The organism is Streptomyces sp. NPDC013187 (assembly GCF_042899705.1).
Classification (GTDB): Bacteria; Actinomycetota; Actinomycetes; order Streptomycetales; family Streptomycetaceae; genus Streptomyces; species Streptomyces hawaiiensis_A.
Genome location: NZ_JBIBAF010000024.1, coordinates 47,839 through 66,243 on the forward strand (window position 1 = coordinate 47,839; position 18,405 = coordinate 66,243).

The window sequence follows — 18,405 nt, forward strand, 5'->3', positions numbered from 1 at the left end:
GCTCACGCGTGCGCGGGCACCACCAGGTCCCGGTAGTCGTCGTCCCACAGGTCCTCCTCGGTCTCCGGAAGCAGCAGCACCCGGTCCGGCCGCAGCGTTTCGACGGCGCCCTCGTCGTGCGTGACCATGACGCCGTTGGGCCCCGGCACCACCAGGCGGCTGCCCCGGTCGACCGCCGGGTCGACACCCGGCAGCACGGGCCGGTCGCCGTACGACCTGGTCAGGCTCACCGCGCCGAGCGGGATCCGGCCGCACGGCGCCGGCTCGGGGAGCCGGAGGCCTGGCCGTCTTCGCGGCGCGCCGGGCCGGTTCGAGGTCGGCGAGCAGCCGGTCCGCACGACGCGCCGTGTTCCGTGCGGCCACCGCGGTCGACACCCGGGCCCGCATCTTGTCGGCCTGGGCGTTCAGGGCGGCCGCCTTGCGCTCGGCGTTCGCCTGTTCGCGCGCCCGGCGCCGCTCGTCGGCGTCCCGCTGCTCCAGGTAGGTGTCCCAGCCGGTGATGTGGATGTCGAGGGCGGCCCGTCCCGGGTCCAGGTGGAAGACCCTGTTCACGGTGGCGGCCAGCAGGGACGTGTCCTGACTGATCATCACCAGCCCGCCCTGATGGCTCATCAGGAAGCCGCGCGGCCACGTGATCGAGGCGCGTCCAGATGGTTCGTCGGCTCGTCCAGCGGCAGGGTGCCGTGTCCGGCGAACAGGATGCGCGCCAGCTCCACACGCCGGCGCTGACCGCCCGACGGCGCGCCGAGCCGCCGGTCCATCAGGTCACGCCGGACAGCAGCAGACGCGCGCCCACGCGCACGTCGACAGCACGAACGGTGATCATGACAAACGCTCCGAACAAGCAAGAGGACACACGGGTGGCGTGGGAGTGGGTCCTCGGCTAGGAAATGCGGGGCGTAGACATGCGATCACGGAAACGGAGACCCCGCCACGGGCGCCTCCGAATTTCGGCGGGGCGGCTCCGCTCGCGCTACGGCAGCTCGAAACCCAGCGCCCGCGCCGCCTCCTGCGGTGTCGGCTGGGCCCAGCGCTCCGCCATCGCCAGATTGGACGACAGCGAACGCGGCTCGGCGCGGTCCAGGTACAGGACGCCGTCAAGATGGTCCGTCTCGTGCTGCACGATCCGCGCCGGCCACCCCGTGAACACCTCGTCCAGCGGCCGTCCGTGCTCATCCTGCCCGGTCAGCCGCACCGAGGCGGCCCGCGCCACCACCGCCTGCCAGCCCGGGACGCTCAGACAGCCCTCGAAGAACGCGGCCCGCGCGTCCCCGACCGGCTCGTAGGAGGGATTGACCAGCACACGGAACGGCTGCGGAACCCGCCCGCGCGCGAGCCGTACCTCCTCCGGTACCGGCGCCGGATCCTCGATCACCGCGATCCTCAGCTCCACACCGACCTGCGGCGCCGCCAGGCCGACCCCGGGTGCCGCGCGCATGGTGACCCGCAGGGCCTCGACGAACCGGGCCAGCAGCGCGGGCCCCAACTGGCCGTCGTAGGGTTCGGTGCCCTGCCGCAGCACCGGGTCGCCGGCCGCGACGATGGTCAACGGGAGCTCCCCGTCGAGGAGTTGCCCCACCCGCTCGGCCAGGGGCGCGCGATCACTCGGTGTTCCCATCGCGTCAGGATGGCACGGCTCCCCCCACGGCTACGTGACGCACATCACACGTGTTTCCCGGGAACTGAACACCCCGCCGCCCCGACTACTGCACCGCAACGGCCACCGCTCACACCGCAACGGCCCAGAAGAAGTCCCCGGAGAAACCCGCCGATGACCACCGCTCCCTCGACCACCACGGACGAGGCCCCGCAACCAGCCACCCCGGCACCGTCGAAGAGCAGCTGGGCCTCCCTGCGCCCGCTGATCCTCCGCCTGCACTTCTACGCCGGGGTGCTGGTGGCGCCGTTCCTCCTCGTCGCCGCCGTCACCGGCCTGCTGTACGCCGGCTCGTTCCAGGCCGAGAAGCTCGTGTACGACCACGAACTGACCGTCCCCGTGGGCGAGAAGAAGCTGCCGATCAGCGAGCAGGTGGCCGCCGCCCGCAAGGCCCATCCCGAGGGCACCGTCTCGGCCGTACGCCCCTCACCCGAGGCCGATGCGACGACCAGGGTGATGCTGTCCGGCGTCCCGGGCGTCGACGAGGGCCACGCGCTCGCCGTGTTCGTCGACCCGTACACCGCGAAGGTGCGCGGCTCCCTCGAACAGTACGGCTCGACCGGCGCGCTGCCGCTGCGCACCTGGATCGACGAGTTCCACCGGGACCTGCACCTCGGGGAGCCGGGGCGGCTGTACAGCGAGCTGGCGGCGAGCTGGCTGTGGGTGATCTCGGCGGGCGGGCTGGTGCTGTGGTTCTCCCGGCGCCGCGCCCTGCGCAAGGTGCGGGGGGCGAAGGGCCGGCGCCGCACCCTCGGACTGCACGGCACCGTCGGCGTATGGGCGGCGATCGGGTTCTTCTTCCTTTCGGCGACCGGCCTGACCTGGTCCGCCTACGCCGGGGCCACCATCGACGAACTGCGGACCTCGCTCGGCCAGGCCACCCCGTCGGTGTCGGCGGCCGCAGGCGGTGAACACACCGGCCACGGCTCCGCCGCAGGGCAGGCGGGCGACGCCGCGCACGGCGTGGGCCTGGACAAGGTCCTGTCGGCGGCGCGGGCCGAGGGGCTGGGCGACCCGGTGGAGATCGTGCCGCCCGCAGACGCGAACTCGACGTACGTGGTCAAGCAGGTGCAGCGCAGCTGGCCCACCAAGCAGGACGCCGTCGCGATCGACCCGGCCGACGGCGAGGTCACCGACGTGGTGCGTTTCGCGGACCATCCGGTCCTCGCCAAGCTCACCCGGTGGGGTATCGACCTGCACACCGGCGTCCTGTTCGGCCTGGCCAACCAGATCGCCCTGATGCTGCTCGCGGCCTCCCTGATCCTGTTGATCGTCTGGGGCTACCGGATGTGGTGGCAGCGCGGCCGGGGTTCCTCCTTCGGCCGTCCGATCCCGCGCGGCGCCTGGCAGCAGGTCCCGCCCCAGATCCTGGTGCCGCTGCTGGCGGGCGTCGCCGTACTCGGATACTTCCTGCCCCTGTTCGGCATCCCGCTGGCGGTCTTCCTCGCCGTCGACATCCTGCTGGGGGAGATCGCCCACCGGCGGGGGCGACGGTCGTACGGGACGCCGGTCTCGTAGCGGGACCGCCGACGCCGACGATGCCCGGCTCCGTGCGGAGCCGGGCATCGTCGGGTGCGGTGTGGGTCAGCGCTGCTCGAAGTCACCCGCGAGCGCCGAGGCGATCCGCAGGTGTGACTCCGCTTCCTCGTGCCGGTTCTGCCGCTGGAGGGTGCGGCCGAGCATCAGCCGGGCGTAATGTTCCACGGGGTCCCGCTCGATGATCGTGCGCAACTCGCCCTCGGCCCGACGCAGTTGAGCCGAGTGGTAGTAGGAACGCGCCAGGAGCAGCCGGGGCCCGGTCTGCTCGGGCACCTCCTCGACCAGCCCGACCAGGACGCGCGCGGCGGCGGCGTAGTCCTTGGCGTCGAAGAACAGCTGCGCGCGCTCCCAGCGCTCGGCCGGGGTTCCGTGGGCGTAGTAGGTGGTGTCCTGGGTCGTGTTCACTCGGTGCCTCCTTCGAGGCCGACAACCGAGCGTGCCGGCCGGATATTCCGCTGGTCGGACGGGGCGGGAGGCCAGCGGGGCAGGGCGGCCAGCTCGGCACCGGCCCGCTCGACGAGGGGTGTGGTGGTGGTCATGACTGCTCCGTCTCGTTCTCGCTGACGGGGGGCAAGGAGTGCGTCGAGCCGGGCGTCGCTCGCGTGTGGACTTCCGGGTGCGTGGGCTGTCGGGGCCGCCGAGCTGCCTGAGGAGTCCGTGGACGATCTCGATCGCCCGCCGGGTGACGGCTGCCGCTCTGTCGGGCGTCCGCGACGCGCCCTCGCGCCACGGCCCGGACATGACGCTGACGCAGGCCCGTGCGCCGGACTAGGTTGTGCGCCATGAGCAATCTTGAGCGCGAAGCGGCCCCCTCCCTGTGCGGCGGCCGTGGCTTCGTGGTGGCGGAGCCGGTGCGTGAACTCCTCAGCCCTCGCCGGGTGAAGCTGGGCGAATCCAGTGAGGTCCGCCGACTTCTGCCCAACCTGGGCCGCCGCATGGTCGGAGCCTGGTGCTTCGTCGACCATTACGGTCCCGACGACATCGCCGACGAGCCCGGCATGCAGGTTCCGCCGCACCCCCACATGGGGCTGCAGACGGTGAGCTGGCTGCACGAGGGGGAGGTGCTGCACCGCGACTCCACCGGCAGCCTCCAGACGATCCGCCCGCGCGAGCTGGGACTGATGACCTCCGGCCGGGCCATCAGTCACTCCGAGGAGAGCCCGCGCTCGCACGCCCGCTTCCTGCACGGCGCGCAGTTGTGGGTCGCGCTTCCCGACGCCCACCGCCACACCGACCCGCGCTTCGAACACCACGCCGACCTGCCGGTCGTCACGGCACCCGGCGTCACGGCCACGCTCATCCTCGGCGACCTCGATGGGGCGACCTCACCCGGCACCGCGTACACCCCGATCGTCGGCGCCGACCTGACCCTGACACGAGGCGCGGACGTACGCCTCCCCCTCGAACCGGACTTCGAGTACGCCGTGCTGTCCATGTCCGGCGAGGCCCACGTCGACGGCGTCCCCGTCCTGCCCGGCTCCATGCTCTACCTCGGCTGCGGCCGCGGCGAACTGCCCCTGCGGGCGGAGTCGGACGCGAGCCTGATGCTCCTGGGCGGCGAACCGTTCGAGGAGGAACTGATCATGTTCTGGAACTGGATCGGACGGTCGCAAGGGGAGATCGAGCAGGCGCGGCGGGACTGGATGGAGGGCACGCGGTTCGGGGAGGTGAAGGGGTACGACGGTGCCCCCCTGCCCGCACCGGAACTGCCGCCGGTGCCGTTGAAACCGCGGGGAAGGGTGCGCTGACCTGCGGAAACGCGTGAGCTTTGGTGGCCGCGGGTCGGAAGACGGTCGGGCCGTTCTCGCCGGCTTCCACCTGCTTGCCGGAAGGCGTCCAAACAGCCGGCTGGCTCAGGCCGGTGCGGTTGGCGATTCCACGGTGTGGCTGTCTGTGGGTGGCTGTGGCAGGACTCTTGCTGACCTAATGCTGACTTTGCTGACGCCTTGTCAGGCTGGGATGAGAGGTCCTTTTCCCAGCTTCAGCGCATGTGTTGGCGTTTGCAGGTTCGATGGTGTCCGGACCGATGCTGACCCGGCTGGCTGCCGAGTCGGGCGTTGCGGAGAGACGGCGCCGCTCGCACTGCGGCCTTGTTGAGATTCCACAAGATTCCGATGTCACCGCTGTCTGTCGGCAGCGCCGCTCGTGTCCGATCCGAAAATCGCTGCGCCGGAGAGGGGCTAGCAGGTTCTTCGTCTGCTGGAGGTGTGGTGGCAGTGCTGCGCTGACCAGTGCAAACGTCATCCGTCTCGACGTCGATCGGCTCGCTGGTCCGGGAATGGCCCGGATCTTGACCATTGACGTCCTCGGCCTGGGTGGCCTCGCGATACGCAGAGGTCGGAAGTGCTGCAGTCGTCTTCCCGCAGGCGCCAACTCCTGTGCGACCGCCCCGCGGCCGGGGTGTCACCGATGGGTTCGTGGTCCACGTATGGGTTGACGCTTCAGGAAGGCTGTGTCCAGGCCCGTTTTGCATACCAGGACGGTGTCTTGCATTGACGAAGGGCTGTGCGACCTCCATAGTGCTGTGTCAGGCCTTTCGGTATCTGGTTCGGGTGCCCGGTCCGGCAGTACCCGGAAGTCCAAGCCGACGCGCCGCGGACGGGAGAACTGAATGAGGGCCGGTGTCACGACAAGCCTTGCGGGCGACTTCATGCTGGCCGTGTACTTGGACGGACAAGGTCGCGTTCCCACCTATCGCACTGGTCTCGATTTCGGCCTGAGCGGAGCGATGCTGATGCAACTGGCTCTGGACGGCCTTGTCCGCACTGTTGACGGACACCTTGTCGCCGTGGGCGCCGCACAGCCGCGCGACCGCGTACTCGCCGATGTTTTCGTGCGGATCCAGTCGTCGCGCAAGCTGCGCACGGTATCGCAGTGGGTCAGGATCCTGAGTGGCAGCGCACACAAGCGTCTCGCGGCCGCCTTGATCGCTGAGCGCGTCCTCGTTCGTACCCCGTGGCGGTTGCCTCTGCCGACCGAAGCGGCTCGTCGCTACGACATTCTGTGCGGCGAGCAATACGGTGCCGCAGTCCGGTCCCTGCGCAGTGGGGCCGATGACCGCTCCGTCGCGCTGGCCGCACTGGCGACTGCGTGCGGGGTGGCATCCAGGGATCGGGAGGGGAGCGAGTGCGAGACGATGGTGCGGTCCCTGAGCCCGACCTGCACCCAGATCCTGACCGCGGTCGCCGCGTGCGTGTGGCCCGTAGCGCTCTGCTCGTGGGACTGAACCCGCCGCCACCCACCGGTCAACGCGGTCGGCCGACCTCGCGGAAGTCGGACTTGCGGATCTTCCCGTGAACGCCCTTCACGCCGTCGACGACCTGGGAGACCGCGAAGTCGCCTGCCGCGCTGAGGTACGCCATCGCCAGATGGCGGTCGATGCCGTAGTCGGTGGTGAGCAGGTCCAGTGCGCAGCGGACGCAGTCGCGCATCGCCTCGTTCAGGTCTTCGTGCAGGCCGATCGGCACGAGGTGGTCGTCCGTCTCGGCGAACGGGCCGACGCGGCCGTGGCCGGGGCGCAACGCCGCACCGCCCGGCACCACATCGACCTTCACGGTGGCGCGCAGCGACGCCTCGAACGCTGTCAGGGCGACCTCGCCGTCGCCCTGCGCGAAGTGGGGATCGCCGAAGTAGACCAGCGCGTCGTCGACCAGTACCGGCAGGAACAGTGTGGCGCCCTCGCCGAGCAGGGAGACGTCGATGTTGCCCCCGTGACGCCCGGGCGGGACCGAGTGCGGTCGCTCGTCGCCGGGCACCGCCACGCCCATGACGCCGAGGAACGGCCGCAGCGGGAAGCGCAGTGAGCCGCGGGAGGGATCCGTCGGATCGACGGCCATCCGGCCCCACGCACCGTGGCGGTCCGCGTGTGCCGTCGCGAAGGTGACCACGGGGCCGGGCAGCGACGGCATCTCGCCAGGGAGCGCGCCGAAGCCGTGGCGTGCGGAGATCATGCCGTACGGAACCCGTGGGGTGAGGTCGAGGACGGTCACGGCGAGCAGATCACCCGGCCGGGCACCGGTCACGGCGATCGGCCCGGTGACGAGGTGCGGCCCGTCATCGTCGAAGTCGTGCGGCAGGCCGGAGTCCGCCACCTGCCGGGCGTCGTCGAGCACTTGACCGCCGCTGACCCCGTAACGGCCGAAGAACTCACGCGGGTTGCGGCCCTGATCCTCCAGAACTCCCTCGTGACTGATGGTGTCGACCGTGATGACGGAGCCCGGACGCACGACCGCGCACGGTGAGTCCGCCTCGCACGGAAGACGACCCCACAAGGTGTTCCCAGGCGTGGCCGGGATGTAGGTCGTCGACGCGATCACTCCGTGATGGGGCTGGAGGATCGGGAAGCCGGTCGCGGCAACGTCGAGCAGGGGCGAGTCGGTCGCGGTCATGGCCCACCTTTTCTGTAAGCGATGACGCGACGTTAGGAACGCCCTGTTGCCGTGGTGTTTCGCCTGGACGGCCCCGCCGTAAAAGCGTCTCGTAATACAACATGCCATCTCGGAGAAGGGGATGAGCAGGCGCATCGACAAAGGGCCCCGTCCGGTCTTCGGACGGAGCCCGTCGTCGCGCCCGGAGGCGCTGCGCGCGGCGGTGGTGGCCTACGGCGAATTCGTCGGCCCGGCCAGGTGGGCGATGGAGGCGTCCACGTGGCGGGCCCTTCGAGGTCGAGGACCTCAGAGGTCGAGGACGAGCCGGTCACCCTGACAACGGCCGACGCAGATCATCATCGTGCGCCCGGCAAGACGTTCGTCGTCGCTGAGTACGGAGTCCCGGTGCTCGGGTGTTCCGGCGAGGACACGGGTCTCGCAGGCGCCGCAGTATCCCTTCTCGCAGTCGTAGGACAGACCGCTGACGGCATCGCGCAGGACTTCGATGAGGCGGCGGTCGGCCGGTACGGTGAGCGTGGCTCCCGTGCGTGCGAGCCGGACCTCGAAGGTCCGGTTCTCGGTGGCGTCGAACGCCGTCTCGAGGTCGTCGCCGGCGGTGAAGCGCTCCAGGTGCAGGCGGTCGGTGATGCCCAGGCGTGCGCACTCGCGCTCGACGGCCGCCAGCATCGGTGCCGGCCCGCACGCGTAGACGGCGGCGTCCGGATCCAGCTCACCCAGCAGCCGGGGGAGGTCCGGCAGTCCGGCCTCGTCCTGCGGGAGGAGGGTGAGTGCGTCGCCGGCGACGGCGGCCAGCTCGTCGGCGAACGCCATCGTCGAGCGGGTGCGTCCGCCGTAGACGACGGTGAGGGGCGTGCCGCGACCGGCGGTCTCGCGGACCATGGCGAGGATCGGTGTGACGCCGATGCCGCCCGCGATGAACAGGTAGGACGGCGCCGGCGCCAGCGGGAAGTGGTTGCGCGGGCCGCGTACCGCGAACGTGGCTCCGGGGCGGGCGAGTTCGTGGAGTTCGGCCGATCCGCCCCGGCCCTTCGGCTCGTGCAGGACGCCGATGCGCCATGTCGCGGCGTCGGCGGGGTCGCCGCACAGCGAGTACTGGCGCAGCCTGCCCGAGGGCAGCCGCAGCTCGACGTGCGCGCCGGGCTGCCACGTGGGCAGTTCGCCCCCGTCCGGCAGGGCGAGGTCGACGGCGAGGACGCCGTCGGCCGCGGCGCGGACCTCGGTCACCCGCAGCGGGGTGGGCGTGGTCAACGCGCGGATCGAGCCTGCCGCCGAGGTCGCCCGGGGGCCGGGTGTGAAGACCGCCGGGACCGCGTCCCAGCCGGACTGGTTGCCGCGCGTCGGGTAGGGGACGAGCCCCTCCTCGATCACCCGGTAGTCGGGCAGCCGGGTCAGGACCTGCGTCATCATCGCGCGGAACATGGCCCGGGCGAGGTGCGCGCCGGCGCATCGGTGCGATCCGATCCCGAAGCTGAGGTGCCGGCTGGCATCGCGGTCCAGCCGTACCTGTTCGGGGTCGGGGAACACCGCGGGGTCGTGGTTGGCGGCGACCCACGGGATCAGCACCCTGTCACCCGCGTGCATCGGGCAGCCACCGACCTCGACGTCCCGGGTGACCGTGCGGGCCATCGACTGCGACGGGGCGAACGCGCGGAGGAACTCCTCGGTCGCGGTGTCCAGCAGATCGGGGGAGTCGATCAGCCGACGGCGCTGCTCGGGGTGGCGGGCGAGGTGGACGAGGGTCGATCCGGTCAGGGAGGTGGTGGTGTCGACGCCGCCGGCGATGAGCAGGCCGATCACCGACACCAGGTCGTCCTCGTCGAACTCGCTGCCGTCGGCGCGCCGGCCGGCCACCAGCGTGCTGACCGCGTCGGCCCGTGGCGCGGTCCGGCGCTCGGCGATCAGCTCGCGGATGCGCTGGTCCATGTAGGCCAGTCCGGCGGCCCCGCGCACGGCGCGCTCGCTGCCGGCGGGCGCGGCGAAGATGTCATGGATCGGCCCGGCCAGCTTGGCCCAGTCCTCCTCGGGGAAACCGAGCCAGTCGAGAGTCACCGCGGCCGGAAGGGGGTTGGTCAGGTCGCGGACGAGGTCGCAGGAACCGAGCTCGATGAAGTCGTCGACGACGCGGGCGGCGTGTCGCTCGATCATGGGGACCAGGTGCTCGACCGCCTCGGGGGTCAGCAGCGGGTTGATCAGTTGCCGGTACTCGGTCGAACGGGGAGGGTCGAGCTCGATCGGATACTGCTCCAGCCCCGGCCCTTTGGGGATGACGATGCCGACGCCCTGGCCGCCATGGTCGCTGCGCGCCGAGGAGAACGTCTCGTCGTCGCGGGCGATGCGGGTCACGTCGGAGTATCGCGTCGTGTAGTGGAAGCCGCCGTGGGCTGTGGAGTGACCTACCGGGCAGCTCTCACGGAAGCGTGCGTAGTAGGCGACCGGATCGGCGTTGGCCTCGTCGGAATGGTGGTCGAAGCCGGTTTCGGCGGGTGTGAAGTCGGTGTCGGCGGACATGGTGGGCACGCTCCACGTGCTCGTGGCCTGTGCGCGGTGTTGTCCGGCCGCGCCACCGGATGTCTGGGTGCCTGATCGGCGACACCCTAAGGCGTTGCGCCAGGCGTGACAACGTCTCGTGGCCGACGCTCAGAACGTCAGCACGGCTTTACCCACGGAGCCGGACCGGACCGCCGCGACGGCCTCGTTGATCTGCTCGAACGGGAAGTAGGTGATCATCTTCTCGACCGGGAACCGGCCCGTGGCGTTGAGTTCGAGCAGCCGCGGCAGGAACAGCTGCGGCAGGCTGGAGCCGGCGATGATGCCGGTGACGGTGCGCCCGTTGAGGATGCTGCGCCACTCGAAGCTCATCGACTCGCTGGGGCCGATGCCGATGACGCCGGCACGGCCGAGCGGGCCGAGAGCCTCCACCGCGGTGCGCAGGACGTCCTCGCGTCCGGTCGTGTCGATCACGAAGTCGAGCCCTCCGGGTGCGAGGGCGGCAAGTCGCCCGGCGGTGTCCCCGGCCGAGGAGTCGACGGTGTGCGTGGCTCCGTAGCCGCGGGCCGCGTCGAGCTTGGCCGGGTTCACGTCGACGGCGGCGACGACCTCGCAGCCGCTCAGGGAGGCGGCGATGATGGCGGCCACACCGACCGCTCCCGCCCCGAACACCGCGATCGACGAGCCGGGGCGCGGCTGCAGCACGTTGAGCACGCCGCCGGCTCCGGTCTGGAAACCGCAGCCGAAGGGCCCGGCCCGCAGCAGGTCCAGCGACGGGTCGACCTTCACGACCGCCCGCTCCGGTGCAATGACGTGGTCGGCGAACGACGACTGGCCGAGGAAGTGGGCGTTGACCTCCCGCCCCTCGTGGGTCACCGCGGTGGTGCCGTCGGGCCGGCGGCCGGAGAAGTTCACCGCGTCGAAGCTGCGGCAGTAGGCGGGTGAGCCGGTGCGGCACAGCGCGCAGGTGCCGCACGACGCGAAGGACATGGCGACATGGTCGCCCGGGCGTACGGATGTGACGTGCGCGCCGACTTTCTCGACGACGCCCGACCCTTCGTGCCCGAGCAGCGCGGGTGTGGGGAAGAAGCCGGCGAACTCGAGGTCGGTACCGCAGATACCGACAGCGGCGACGCGGACGAGAACCTCGTCCGGGCGGGGCTCGTCCAGGTCCACTTCTGTCAGAACGAATGGTTGTCCGGGTTGCTCCAGCAGAGCGGCGGTGGCACGCACACGGTCTCCTCTATGCCTCACAAAGCGAGACCGCATATTGACATGCGGGACAAGGTCGGTCAAGGTTCACCCCATGGCGGCTGTTGACTTTCCTTCTTCCCAGCACTTCATCGACGGCGAGTGGGTTACGGCCCGCGACGGCGGCACCCTGGACGTCCTCGATCCGGCCACCCAGTTGGTGATCACCAAGGTGGCCCGGGCCGGTGGAGCCGATGTCGACGACGCGGTCGCCGCGGCGCGCCGCGCCTTCCCCGACTGGGCGGCGACCAACCCGAGCGAGCGCGGAGCGTTGATCCGGCGCTGGGCCGACCTCGTCATCGCCGAGGTCGAGGCCCTCGCGGCCGTCGAGGCCCAGGACGTGGGCAAGCCCCTGTCCGGGGGCCGCACAAACATCTACATCGCCCATGGCATCATCGACTACTTCGCCGGCGCGGCCGACAAGCTCACCGGAGTCACGCTGCCCACCCGTAGCCCCGACTACCTCGGCTACACGGTTCCCGAGCCGTACGGCGTGTGCGCCGTCGTCATCCCGTGGAACGTTCCCGCCGTGCTCACCGCGGCGAACGTCGCGCCGGCGCTCGCCGCGGGCAACACGGTCGTGCTCAAGCCGTCCGAGATCGCGCCGCTGGCGCCGTTCGCACTCGTCGAACTCGCCCGCCGCGCCGGCTTCCCGCCGGGCGTGATCAACGTCGTCGCGGGGCTCGGCCCCGAGGCGGGCGTCGCCCTCACCACGCACCCGGACATCGACCACATCAGCTTCGTCGGCTCCACCGCCACCGGGCGGGCGATCATGGCGGCCGCCGCCCGGAACCTCGTCCCGGTGAAGCTCGAACTCGGCGGCAAGTCGCCGAACGTGCTCTTCGCCGACGCCGACCTCGACACGGCGATCCCGGCGATCGTCACCTCGATCACCGAGAACGCGGGACAGAACTGCTACGCCGGTTCCCGGCTGCTCGTGGAGGCCTCGGTGCACGACGAGGTCGTGGAGCGGATCGCCGCCGCCATGGCCGACATCAAGACCGGGCCCTGGGAAGCCGACCTGGACATGGGGCCGCTGGTCAGCGCCGCGCAGTTCGCCCGCGTCAGCGGCTTCCTCGAGGAGGCGCCTCGCGAGGGGGCGCGGCTGGTCACCGGTGGCGCTCCGGCCGGCGACGGGTGGTTCGTCCGGCCGACCGTGTACGACCGTGTGGACGCGGGCATGCGCGTCGCCCGCGAGGAGGTCTTCGGCCCGGTGCTCGCCGTGCAGTCGTTCCGCGACGCCGCCGAGGCCACCGACCTGATGAACGCGACGGACTTCGGCCTGCTGGCCTGCGTCTGGACCAATGACGTCTCCCGGGCGCTGCGGCTGGCGAAGGACGTCCGCGCGGGGCAGGTGGCGGTCAACCAGTTCCACGACGCGGGCGTGATCGGCTTCCCGTTCAACATGCAGAAGGACAGCGGCTTCAGCCGGGGCGGCGGGTACGCGGCGCTGCGCGAGTACACCCAGGAGAAGGGCGTGGCCATCCGGCTGCTGGCCCGCTGACACCGACACCATGGGAACCATCGCCGGGGCACGGTCGGGGCCGGCCCGGGAAGGACCGGGACCGGACGCCGAGTCTGCCGTGCTGGAACGGGAACTGACCGAGGCGGTACTCGCCGGCGCGGCGCGCTCGGACGTACTCCATGCGCTGGCCCGGGCGACCGACCGGCACGTGCGGCTGCTGTCCGCCGAAGGCGCGCCGCTGGCGACCACCGACGGCGGCGCGGGAGTCTCGGCCGCGGTGGCGGACGGAGTGCTCGCCGACGCGACCGGACCGGTGGTCGACACGCTGGACGGCCTGCGGGCCACGGCGCTGCCCGTGCGCGCGGGGACGACGGTGACCGGTGTGCTGCTGACTCTCGGTCCCGGTGGCCCGCGCGTGCGGGCGCTGGCCGGTGCCGCCGTCACCGCGCTGCTCATCGACGCCGTGCGTTCGGGCGACGGCCCTGGGGAGGTCTCGTCGCGGCACTCACCGGCCGATGTCATCGCCGCGCTGCGGGCAGGGACGGTGAACTCCTCGGTGTGCGCGGCGGCCGTGGGACTCGGGCTCGATCCCCAGCGCCCGCCGGCCGCTGCCGTACTCCACTACGGCGGTTCCCGCCTGCGTGCCTGGTCCACCGCCCTCACCTGGCTGGAGCACCCGGTGCAGCAGGAGGGACGCACGGCGTGGACGGTGGTGCCGGATGAGACCGTGCTCACCCGTCTGCGGAACCGGCTGCGTCTTATGACCGGCGACGGCTGTGCCGACCTGGTCGTCGCGGCCAGTGGCTCCCACTCCGACTCGCCCATGGGCATGGCCGGTTCCTTCACCGAAGCGGAAAGGCTGCTCGGCCTGGCCCGGGCCCAGCGCGTCCCGCTGCTCACGTTCGAAGGCTGCGGGGTCGTCCAGGCCCTGTTGCCCCTCCCACGCGCCCGGCTCGAGGCGTACGCCGAGGCGCACCTCGGACCCATCCGGCACCGCCCGGAACTGATGGTGACTCTGCGCGCCTGGCTGGCCGAGAGGGGAAGCCGGCAGAGCGTCTCCCGACAGCTCCATCTGCACCGCAACTCGGTGGGCTACCGGGTGCGCCAGATCAAGGACCTCCTCGGCACGGACCCCCTGCTTCCCACCGCCGCGGCGGAACTCCACCTGGCCCTCGCCGCCCTGGACCTGCTCGCCGCCGACGACCGGCGGCTGCACGGCGACGACGAGCCGGTGTCCCCTCGCCGCTGAGCCGGTATGCGCTGCGCTGCCGGGAAGCCCGGCGACACCTCCTGCGCCTTTACCTTTTGACCTACCTTGTACCCGCACCCGACCTGCCGCAGTTGCGGTCTGTCAGCCGCTGAGCAGGCGAAACACCGACGAAACCAAGATGTTGCCCCGGAGCGTTGACAGCACCGGTCGGCGGGGGCAGAGTTCTCGCAATACGTTCCACCGCCTCGCAATGCGAGACGCTTAGGTGAGGAGGGCAGCGCGGTGCGAGCCATGGTGCAGACCGAATTCGGCGGACCCGAGGCCGTGTCCTTGCAGGATGTCCCGGAGCCTGTGTGCGGACCGCGCGACGTCGTGGTGAAGGTCGCGTACTGCGGGCTGAACCGCCTGGACCTGATGCAGCGCGAGGGGCCGGGCCTGATCCCCGGCTTCCGCCTTCCGCACGTGCCGGGCATGGACTTCGCCGGAACGGTGGTGGCGACGGGGCCCGCGGTCGGCTCGCTCGCCCCCGGTGACCGGGTCATCGCCGATCCCGCCCAGGGTTGCGGCAGTTGCCCGCGCTGCGCGGTGGGCGACCGTGCGTACTGCGTCAGCCCCCGCATCCTCGGCGGCAACGCCTCCGGCGCACTGGCCGAATACGTTCTCGCGTCCGCCGAGTCGATCGTCCGGGTCCCCGAGTCGCTGCCGCTCTCCGCGGCCGTCACCCTGCCTACCGCCTTCGCGACGGCATGGCACGCGGTGCACACCGTCGGGGCACTGGCCGCCGGCGAGACTCTCGTGGTGCACGCGGGCGCCAGCTCGGTCAGTCTGGCGGCCATCGCCCTGGCCAAGCGGGCCGGTGCCGGGGTCGTCGCGTTCGGGGGCAGCGAGGCGAAGCGGACCGCGGCCCGCGCGGCCGGCGCGGACCTGGTGCTGCGCAACGAGGACCCGGATGCGGTGAAGACGGTGACGGCCTTCACCGACGGCGGGGGAGCGGACCTGGTCCTGGACCACGTCGGCACCGCCACCTGGCGCACCTCACTGGACTGCCTCGGCATCCGCGGGCGTCTGGTGCTGCTGGGCAACATCAGCGGCGATCAGGTGTCGTTCTCACTCCAAGAGGTCTTCCACCGTGGCCTGAAGCTGCTGGGAGCCGGCGGTTACAGCTCGGCCGACTTCGTCGCCGCCACGTCGGCCTGCTTCTCCGACGGCCTGCATCTGCCCACCGCCGCCCGATTCCCGCTCAGTGACCTGACCGACGCCTGGGACGTGCTCGCCGCCCGCGAGACGATCGAGAAGGTCGTGATCGAGCCATGAGCGACCTGCTGATCGTGGGTGGCGACGTCGTCACGATGGACTCCGCCCGGCGCGTCCTCACCCGAGCGACGGTCGCCGTGTCCGGGGCGAGCATCGCCGCGCTCGGCACGGCCGAGGACCTGCGCGCCCGCTTCCCGGATGCGCGGGAGATCGACGCCTCGGGCTGTGTCGTGATCCCGGGCCTGGTCGACGCCCACCAGCACACGACCGTCGACCCTCTCGTCCGCAGCATGATCCCCGACCACATCGGCTCCCAGGAGTCGATCTTCGACTGGATCGTCCCGCTGCACGCCCACGCCGACGGTGACGACGATGAACTGGCCGCGACCATCACCGCCGTCGACTGCCTGTCCCGGGGCATCACCACGGTTCTGGAACCGGGCACGGTCGCCTACCCGGAACGGGTGGTCGCGGGCCTGGGCGCCGCCGGTATCCGCGCCCGGGTCGGCGGCTGGGGCTGGGACGCCAAGGACGTGCCGTTCGGTGCCCCCGCCGACGAGGTTCTCGCCAGGCAGGAGGACATCGTCCGGTCTCTGCCCGCCACCGGCCCGGTCACCGGATGGGTGACGCTCGTGGGGCACGATCTCGCGAGCGACGAGCTCTTCGCCGGGGCGGCGAGCCTGGCCGAGCGGCTCGACGTCGGACTGACCTGGCACGTCTCGCCGGGGCCCGCCGACGTCGAGGCCTACGCCCTGCGCAGCGCTCGCCGGCCCGTGGTCCACTTCCGTGAGTTGGGGGTACTCGGTCCGCGCCTGCTGCTGGGGCACGCCGTGTGGCTCGACGACGCGGAGGTCGACGCGATCCTCGAGACCGGAACCGCGGTCGCCGCCTGCCCGGGGGCCTACCTGCGTCTCGCCCAGGGGTACACACGAGCTTCCCGCCACGCCGAACTGGTGCGGCGGGGCGGGAGGGTGGCATTGGGCTGCGATGCCCACAACGCCGGCGACGGCCCGGACATCCTCCTGGCCGCCTACCTGTTCGCCGCCCTCGAACGCGACCGTGCTCTGACCGACCCGATTCGCGCCGAGCAGGCATTCGCACTCGCGACGATCGACGGCGCCCGGGCGATCGGTCTCGGCGACCGCATCGGGTCGGTCGAGGTGGGCAAGGCCGCCGACATCGTCGTACTCGACACCCGCGACCCCGCGTGGGTGCCCCGTGGCGACCTGGCCCGCCAGCTGGTCTGGGGCCACGTGTCGCGCACCGTTCGCGACGTGCTGGTCGACGGCCGCGTGGTCGTCCGCGACCGGCGACCGACGGGCGTCGACCTCACGGCCCTCGCCTCGGCTGCCACCGAACGATCCGCCGCCCTCCTGAGGCGCGCCGGCATCACACCGCGCCCCACCTGGCCCACGGACCCGGCGGCAAGCCAGTAGAGGAGATCCGCCGTTGACAGCCATGGACAGGTCCGAATTCCCACCAGCGAAGAAGCAGAAGCCGCCGTGACGACTGGTGGCGCTGGCGCTGATCACCGAGCTCGAGCCGGGCGAAAGGTGCAACGTCGCGCCGTACGTCTCCTCCCTCCCGTGCAGCGGCGAACCGCCGCTGACCGCGGTCACCGTCGCGCACAGTGGCTGGACGATCCCGGAACCGGGCGTAAACCGGCTCAGCGTCGAGTGCGCCCGCGAGGCCGGCTTTGTCGTCGGACCGACAGCCCTCTCCACCGCATGCGCAGCGTGCACGAGGCGATCGACCGCGGCGACAACACCACCTGCTTCCCGGGCGTCCACCGCATGCCCGCCGGGCCGGCCGCATCACCACTGACCACTTGATCGATTCCGCCCCGCTCTGTATCGGCCCCACCCGGGCCCGAGCGGTCGGGCGGACAGGCTTCCCGTGGCTCGTCGCCGCGGGTGATGAGAGCCCTCTCCCACAGGACCAGGTCTCCCACGCCGGACGCTACCGGGCCGTCAGGCCCGTCGACCGACCGCCACCCCCCGACTCACCACCGCCCTCAGGGCGGTACCACCCAGCGAAACGGACCCACACACATGACCACGAAAAGCACGCTCTGGCGTCGCCGGACCGCGACCGGCCTGGCCCTCGCAGGAGTCCTCGCCCTTTCCGGCTGCGCCGGCAATGCGGCGACGGCACCGAAGGCGACCGGCTCGGCGAGCGGCGGCAGCGACTCCGGCCTCAAGCAGCCCGACGTCAACGGCGACGGCAAGGTCGTCATCGGTGTCCTCAGCCCCGGCGACATCAACGACCACGGCTACTACCAGAGCTTCGTCGACTCGGCGGACGCCTTCGCCAAGGAGAAGGGCTGGACGATCATCAAGCGCGGCAGTGTGCCCCCGAGCGACGCGCTCACCGCGGCACGAGCCATGTGCCAGCAGCACGTCGACATGGTCGCGCTGGGTGCGAGCGAGCTCAAGACCGCCATCCCCGCTTCCGAGGAACCGGTCTGCGGCAAGACGGTCTGGTACATGCCGTCGGCGTCGGACACCGACGTGCACCCGCGGGTCCTGCTGTCCGCCGACGACCCCAACCAGTCGCTGTTCGCCGCCGGTTACGCCGCCGGACTGAAGATGAAGGCGGCCGGCTACACCAAGGCCGGATTCATCACCGGAAGCAAGGCCGACTTCAGCGTCGCCGCCGCCAAGGCGTTCCAGGCCGGCATCCGGGAGGTCGTCCCGAAGGGCACCGTGACGAGCACCTACACCGGCGACTTCAACGACTCGGCCAAGGCGAAGGAGGCCACCCAGGCCCAGATCAGCCAGGGCATCAAGGTCGTCTACCCCTACCTCGGCGGCGCGACCGACGCCGCGGCGCAGCTGGCCGAGGCAGGCGGCGCGCTGACCCTCACGCCGGGAACCGACCGATGCGACTCGACCAACCCGAAGTTCGACATATCGGTGATCTTCAGCATGGGCGACTACTTCCACGCGGCGCTGGAGGAGTTCGCCAAGAACAACCTGAAGACGGGCACGGCGCGGGTGTGGAAGCTGGGCGTCGACCCCTACCCGACCGTGAAGATCTGCCGGCCGGAGGGAGATCAGGCGAAGAAGCTGGAGCAGTTCATGCACAAGATCGGCACCGACAAGATCGACCCGGCGGCCGAGGTCAAGCGTCTCGGCTGACGCGCCGACACCGA

14 protein-coding genes and 1 pseudogene are annotated in these 18,405 nt (G+C 71.2%); 8 read left to right on the top strand and 7 right to left on the bottom strand.

Annotated features, from left to right (window positions below):
* Positions 1-2: 2 nt before the first annotated feature.
* Together ACFY5B_RS36470 and ACFY5B_RS36475 are read right to left on the bottom strand one after the other, a co-directional pair.
* Positions 3-788, bottom strand: a pseudogene (locus tag ACFY5B_RS36470) (hypothetical protein); the annotation flags it as partial.
* Positions 789-973: 185 nt separating this feature from the next.
* On the bottom strand, positions 974-1,618 hold the full coding sequence (locus ACFY5B_RS36475; protein WP_389978517.1) for a peptide deformylase: 645 nt from the start codon (positions 1,616-1,618) through the stop codon (positions 974-976).
* A 153-nt stretch (positions 1,619-1,771) separates the two neighbouring features.
* Here ACFY5B_RS36475 and ACFY5B_RS36480 point away from each other — a divergent pair, with 153 nt between their 5' ends.
* Positions 1,772-3,175 (top strand): PepSY-associated TM helix domain-containing protein, encoded by a 1,404-nt coding sequence (locus ACFY5B_RS36480; protein WP_389978520.1) that lies wholly within the window; start codon positions 1,772-1,774, stop codon positions 3,173-3,175.
* Positions 3,176-3,241: 66 nt separating this feature from the next.
* Here the strand turns inward: ACFY5B_RS36480 and ACFY5B_RS36485 are convergent, their stop codons facing one another.
* Complete coding sequence (locus tag ACFY5B_RS36485; RefSeq protein WP_389978523.1) at positions 3,242-3,601, bottom strand: tetratricopeptide repeat protein; 360 nt, start codon at positions 3,599-3,601, stop codon at positions 3,242-3,244.
* On the bottom strand, positions 3,598-3,735 hold the full coding sequence (locus ACFY5B_RS36490) for a hypothetical protein (RefSeq protein ID WP_389978526.1): 138 nt from the start codon (positions 3,733-3,735) through the stop codon (positions 3,598-3,600). The genes ACFY5B_RS36485 and ACFY5B_RS36490 overlap by 4 nt, the downstream gene beginning before the upstream one ends.
* A gap of 243 nt (positions 3,736-3,978) precedes the next feature.
* Between ACFY5B_RS36490 and ACFY5B_RS36495 the strand changes: the two genes are divergently transcribed.
* Both ACFY5B_RS36495 and ACFY5B_RS36500 read left to right on the top strand, forming a co-directional pair.
* Positions 3,979-4,944 carry a pirin family protein gene (locus tag ACFY5B_RS36495; RefSeq protein ID WP_389978529.1) on the top strand — a complete coding sequence of 322 codons (966 nt, stop codon included), beginning with the start codon at positions 3,979-3,981 and terminating at the stop codon, positions 4,942-4,944.
* 863 nt (positions 4,945-5,807) lie between these two features.
* On the top strand, positions 5,808-6,422 hold the full coding sequence (locus ACFY5B_RS36500) for a GPP34 family phosphoprotein (RefSeq protein ID WP_389978532.1): 615 nt from the start codon (positions 5,808-5,810) through the stop codon (positions 6,420-6,422).
* Between the two features lie 19 nt (positions 6,423-6,441).
* Here ACFY5B_RS36500 and ACFY5B_RS36505 read toward each other — a convergent pair whose 3' ends face one another.
* The 3 genes from ACFY5B_RS36505 to ACFY5B_RS36515 form a co-directional block, all read right to left on the bottom strand.
* A complete protein-coding gene (locus ACFY5B_RS36505; protein WP_389978534.1) occupies positions 6,442-7,584 on the bottom strand; it encodes an acetamidase/formamidase family protein in 1,143 nt (380 codons plus the stop codon).
* A 285-nt stretch (positions 7,585-7,869) separates the two neighbouring features.
* On the bottom strand, positions 7,870-10,092 hold the full coding sequence (locus tag ACFY5B_RS36510) for a cytochrome P450 (RefSeq protein WP_389978537.1): 2,223 nt from the start codon (positions 10,090-10,092) through the stop codon (positions 7,870-7,872).
* A 129-nt stretch (positions 10,093-10,221) separates the two neighbouring features.
* On the bottom strand, positions 10,222-11,304 hold the full coding sequence (locus ACFY5B_RS36515) for an NAD(P)-dependent alcohol dehydrogenase (RefSeq protein ID WP_389978540.1): 1,083 nt from the start codon (positions 11,302-11,304) through the stop codon (positions 10,222-10,224).
* 73 nt (positions 11,305-11,377) lie between these two features.
* Here ACFY5B_RS36515 and ACFY5B_RS36520 point away from each other — a divergent pair, with 73 nt between their 5' ends.
* The 5 genes from ACFY5B_RS36520 to ACFY5B_RS36540 all read left to right on the top strand — a co-directional run bounded on the left by ACFY5B_RS36520 (position 11,378) and on the right by ACFY5B_RS36540 (position 18,391).
* Positions 11,378-12,826 carry an aldehyde dehydrogenase family protein gene (locus tag ACFY5B_RS36520; RefSeq protein WP_389978543.1) on the top strand — a complete coding sequence of 483 codons (1,449 nt, stop codon included), beginning with the start codon at positions 11,378-11,380 and terminating at the stop codon, positions 12,824-12,826.
* A gap of 10 nt (positions 12,827-12,836) precedes the next feature.
* Positions 12,837-14,036, top strand: a complete 1,200-nt coding sequence (locus tag ACFY5B_RS36525) for a PucR family transcriptional regulator (protein WP_389978546.1) — start codon at positions 12,837-12,839, stop codon at positions 14,034-14,036.
* Between the two features lie 252 nt (positions 14,037-14,288).
* Complete coding sequence (locus ACFY5B_RS36530) at positions 14,289-15,311, top strand: zinc-binding alcohol dehydrogenase family protein (RefSeq protein WP_389978549.1); 1,023 nt, start codon at positions 14,289-14,291, stop codon at positions 15,309-15,311.
* The gene (locus ACFY5B_RS36535; protein ID WP_389978552.1) at positions 15,308-16,687 is read left to right on the top strand and encodes an amidohydrolase family protein; all 1,380 of its coding nucleotides are present in this window, start codon (positions 15,308-15,310) and stop codon (positions 16,685-16,687) included. Before ACFY5B_RS36530 ends, ACFY5B_RS36535 begins: the two co-directional genes overlap by 4 nt.
* A 615-nt stretch (positions 16,688-17,302) precedes the next feature.
* The gene (locus ACFY5B_RS36540; protein WP_389978555.1) at positions 17,303-18,391 is read left to right on the top strand and encodes a BMP family ABC transporter substrate-binding protein; all 1,089 of its coding nucleotides are present in this window, start codon (positions 17,303-17,305) and stop codon (positions 18,389-18,391) included.
* The last annotated feature ends 14 nt before the right edge of the window (positions 18,392-18,405 follow it).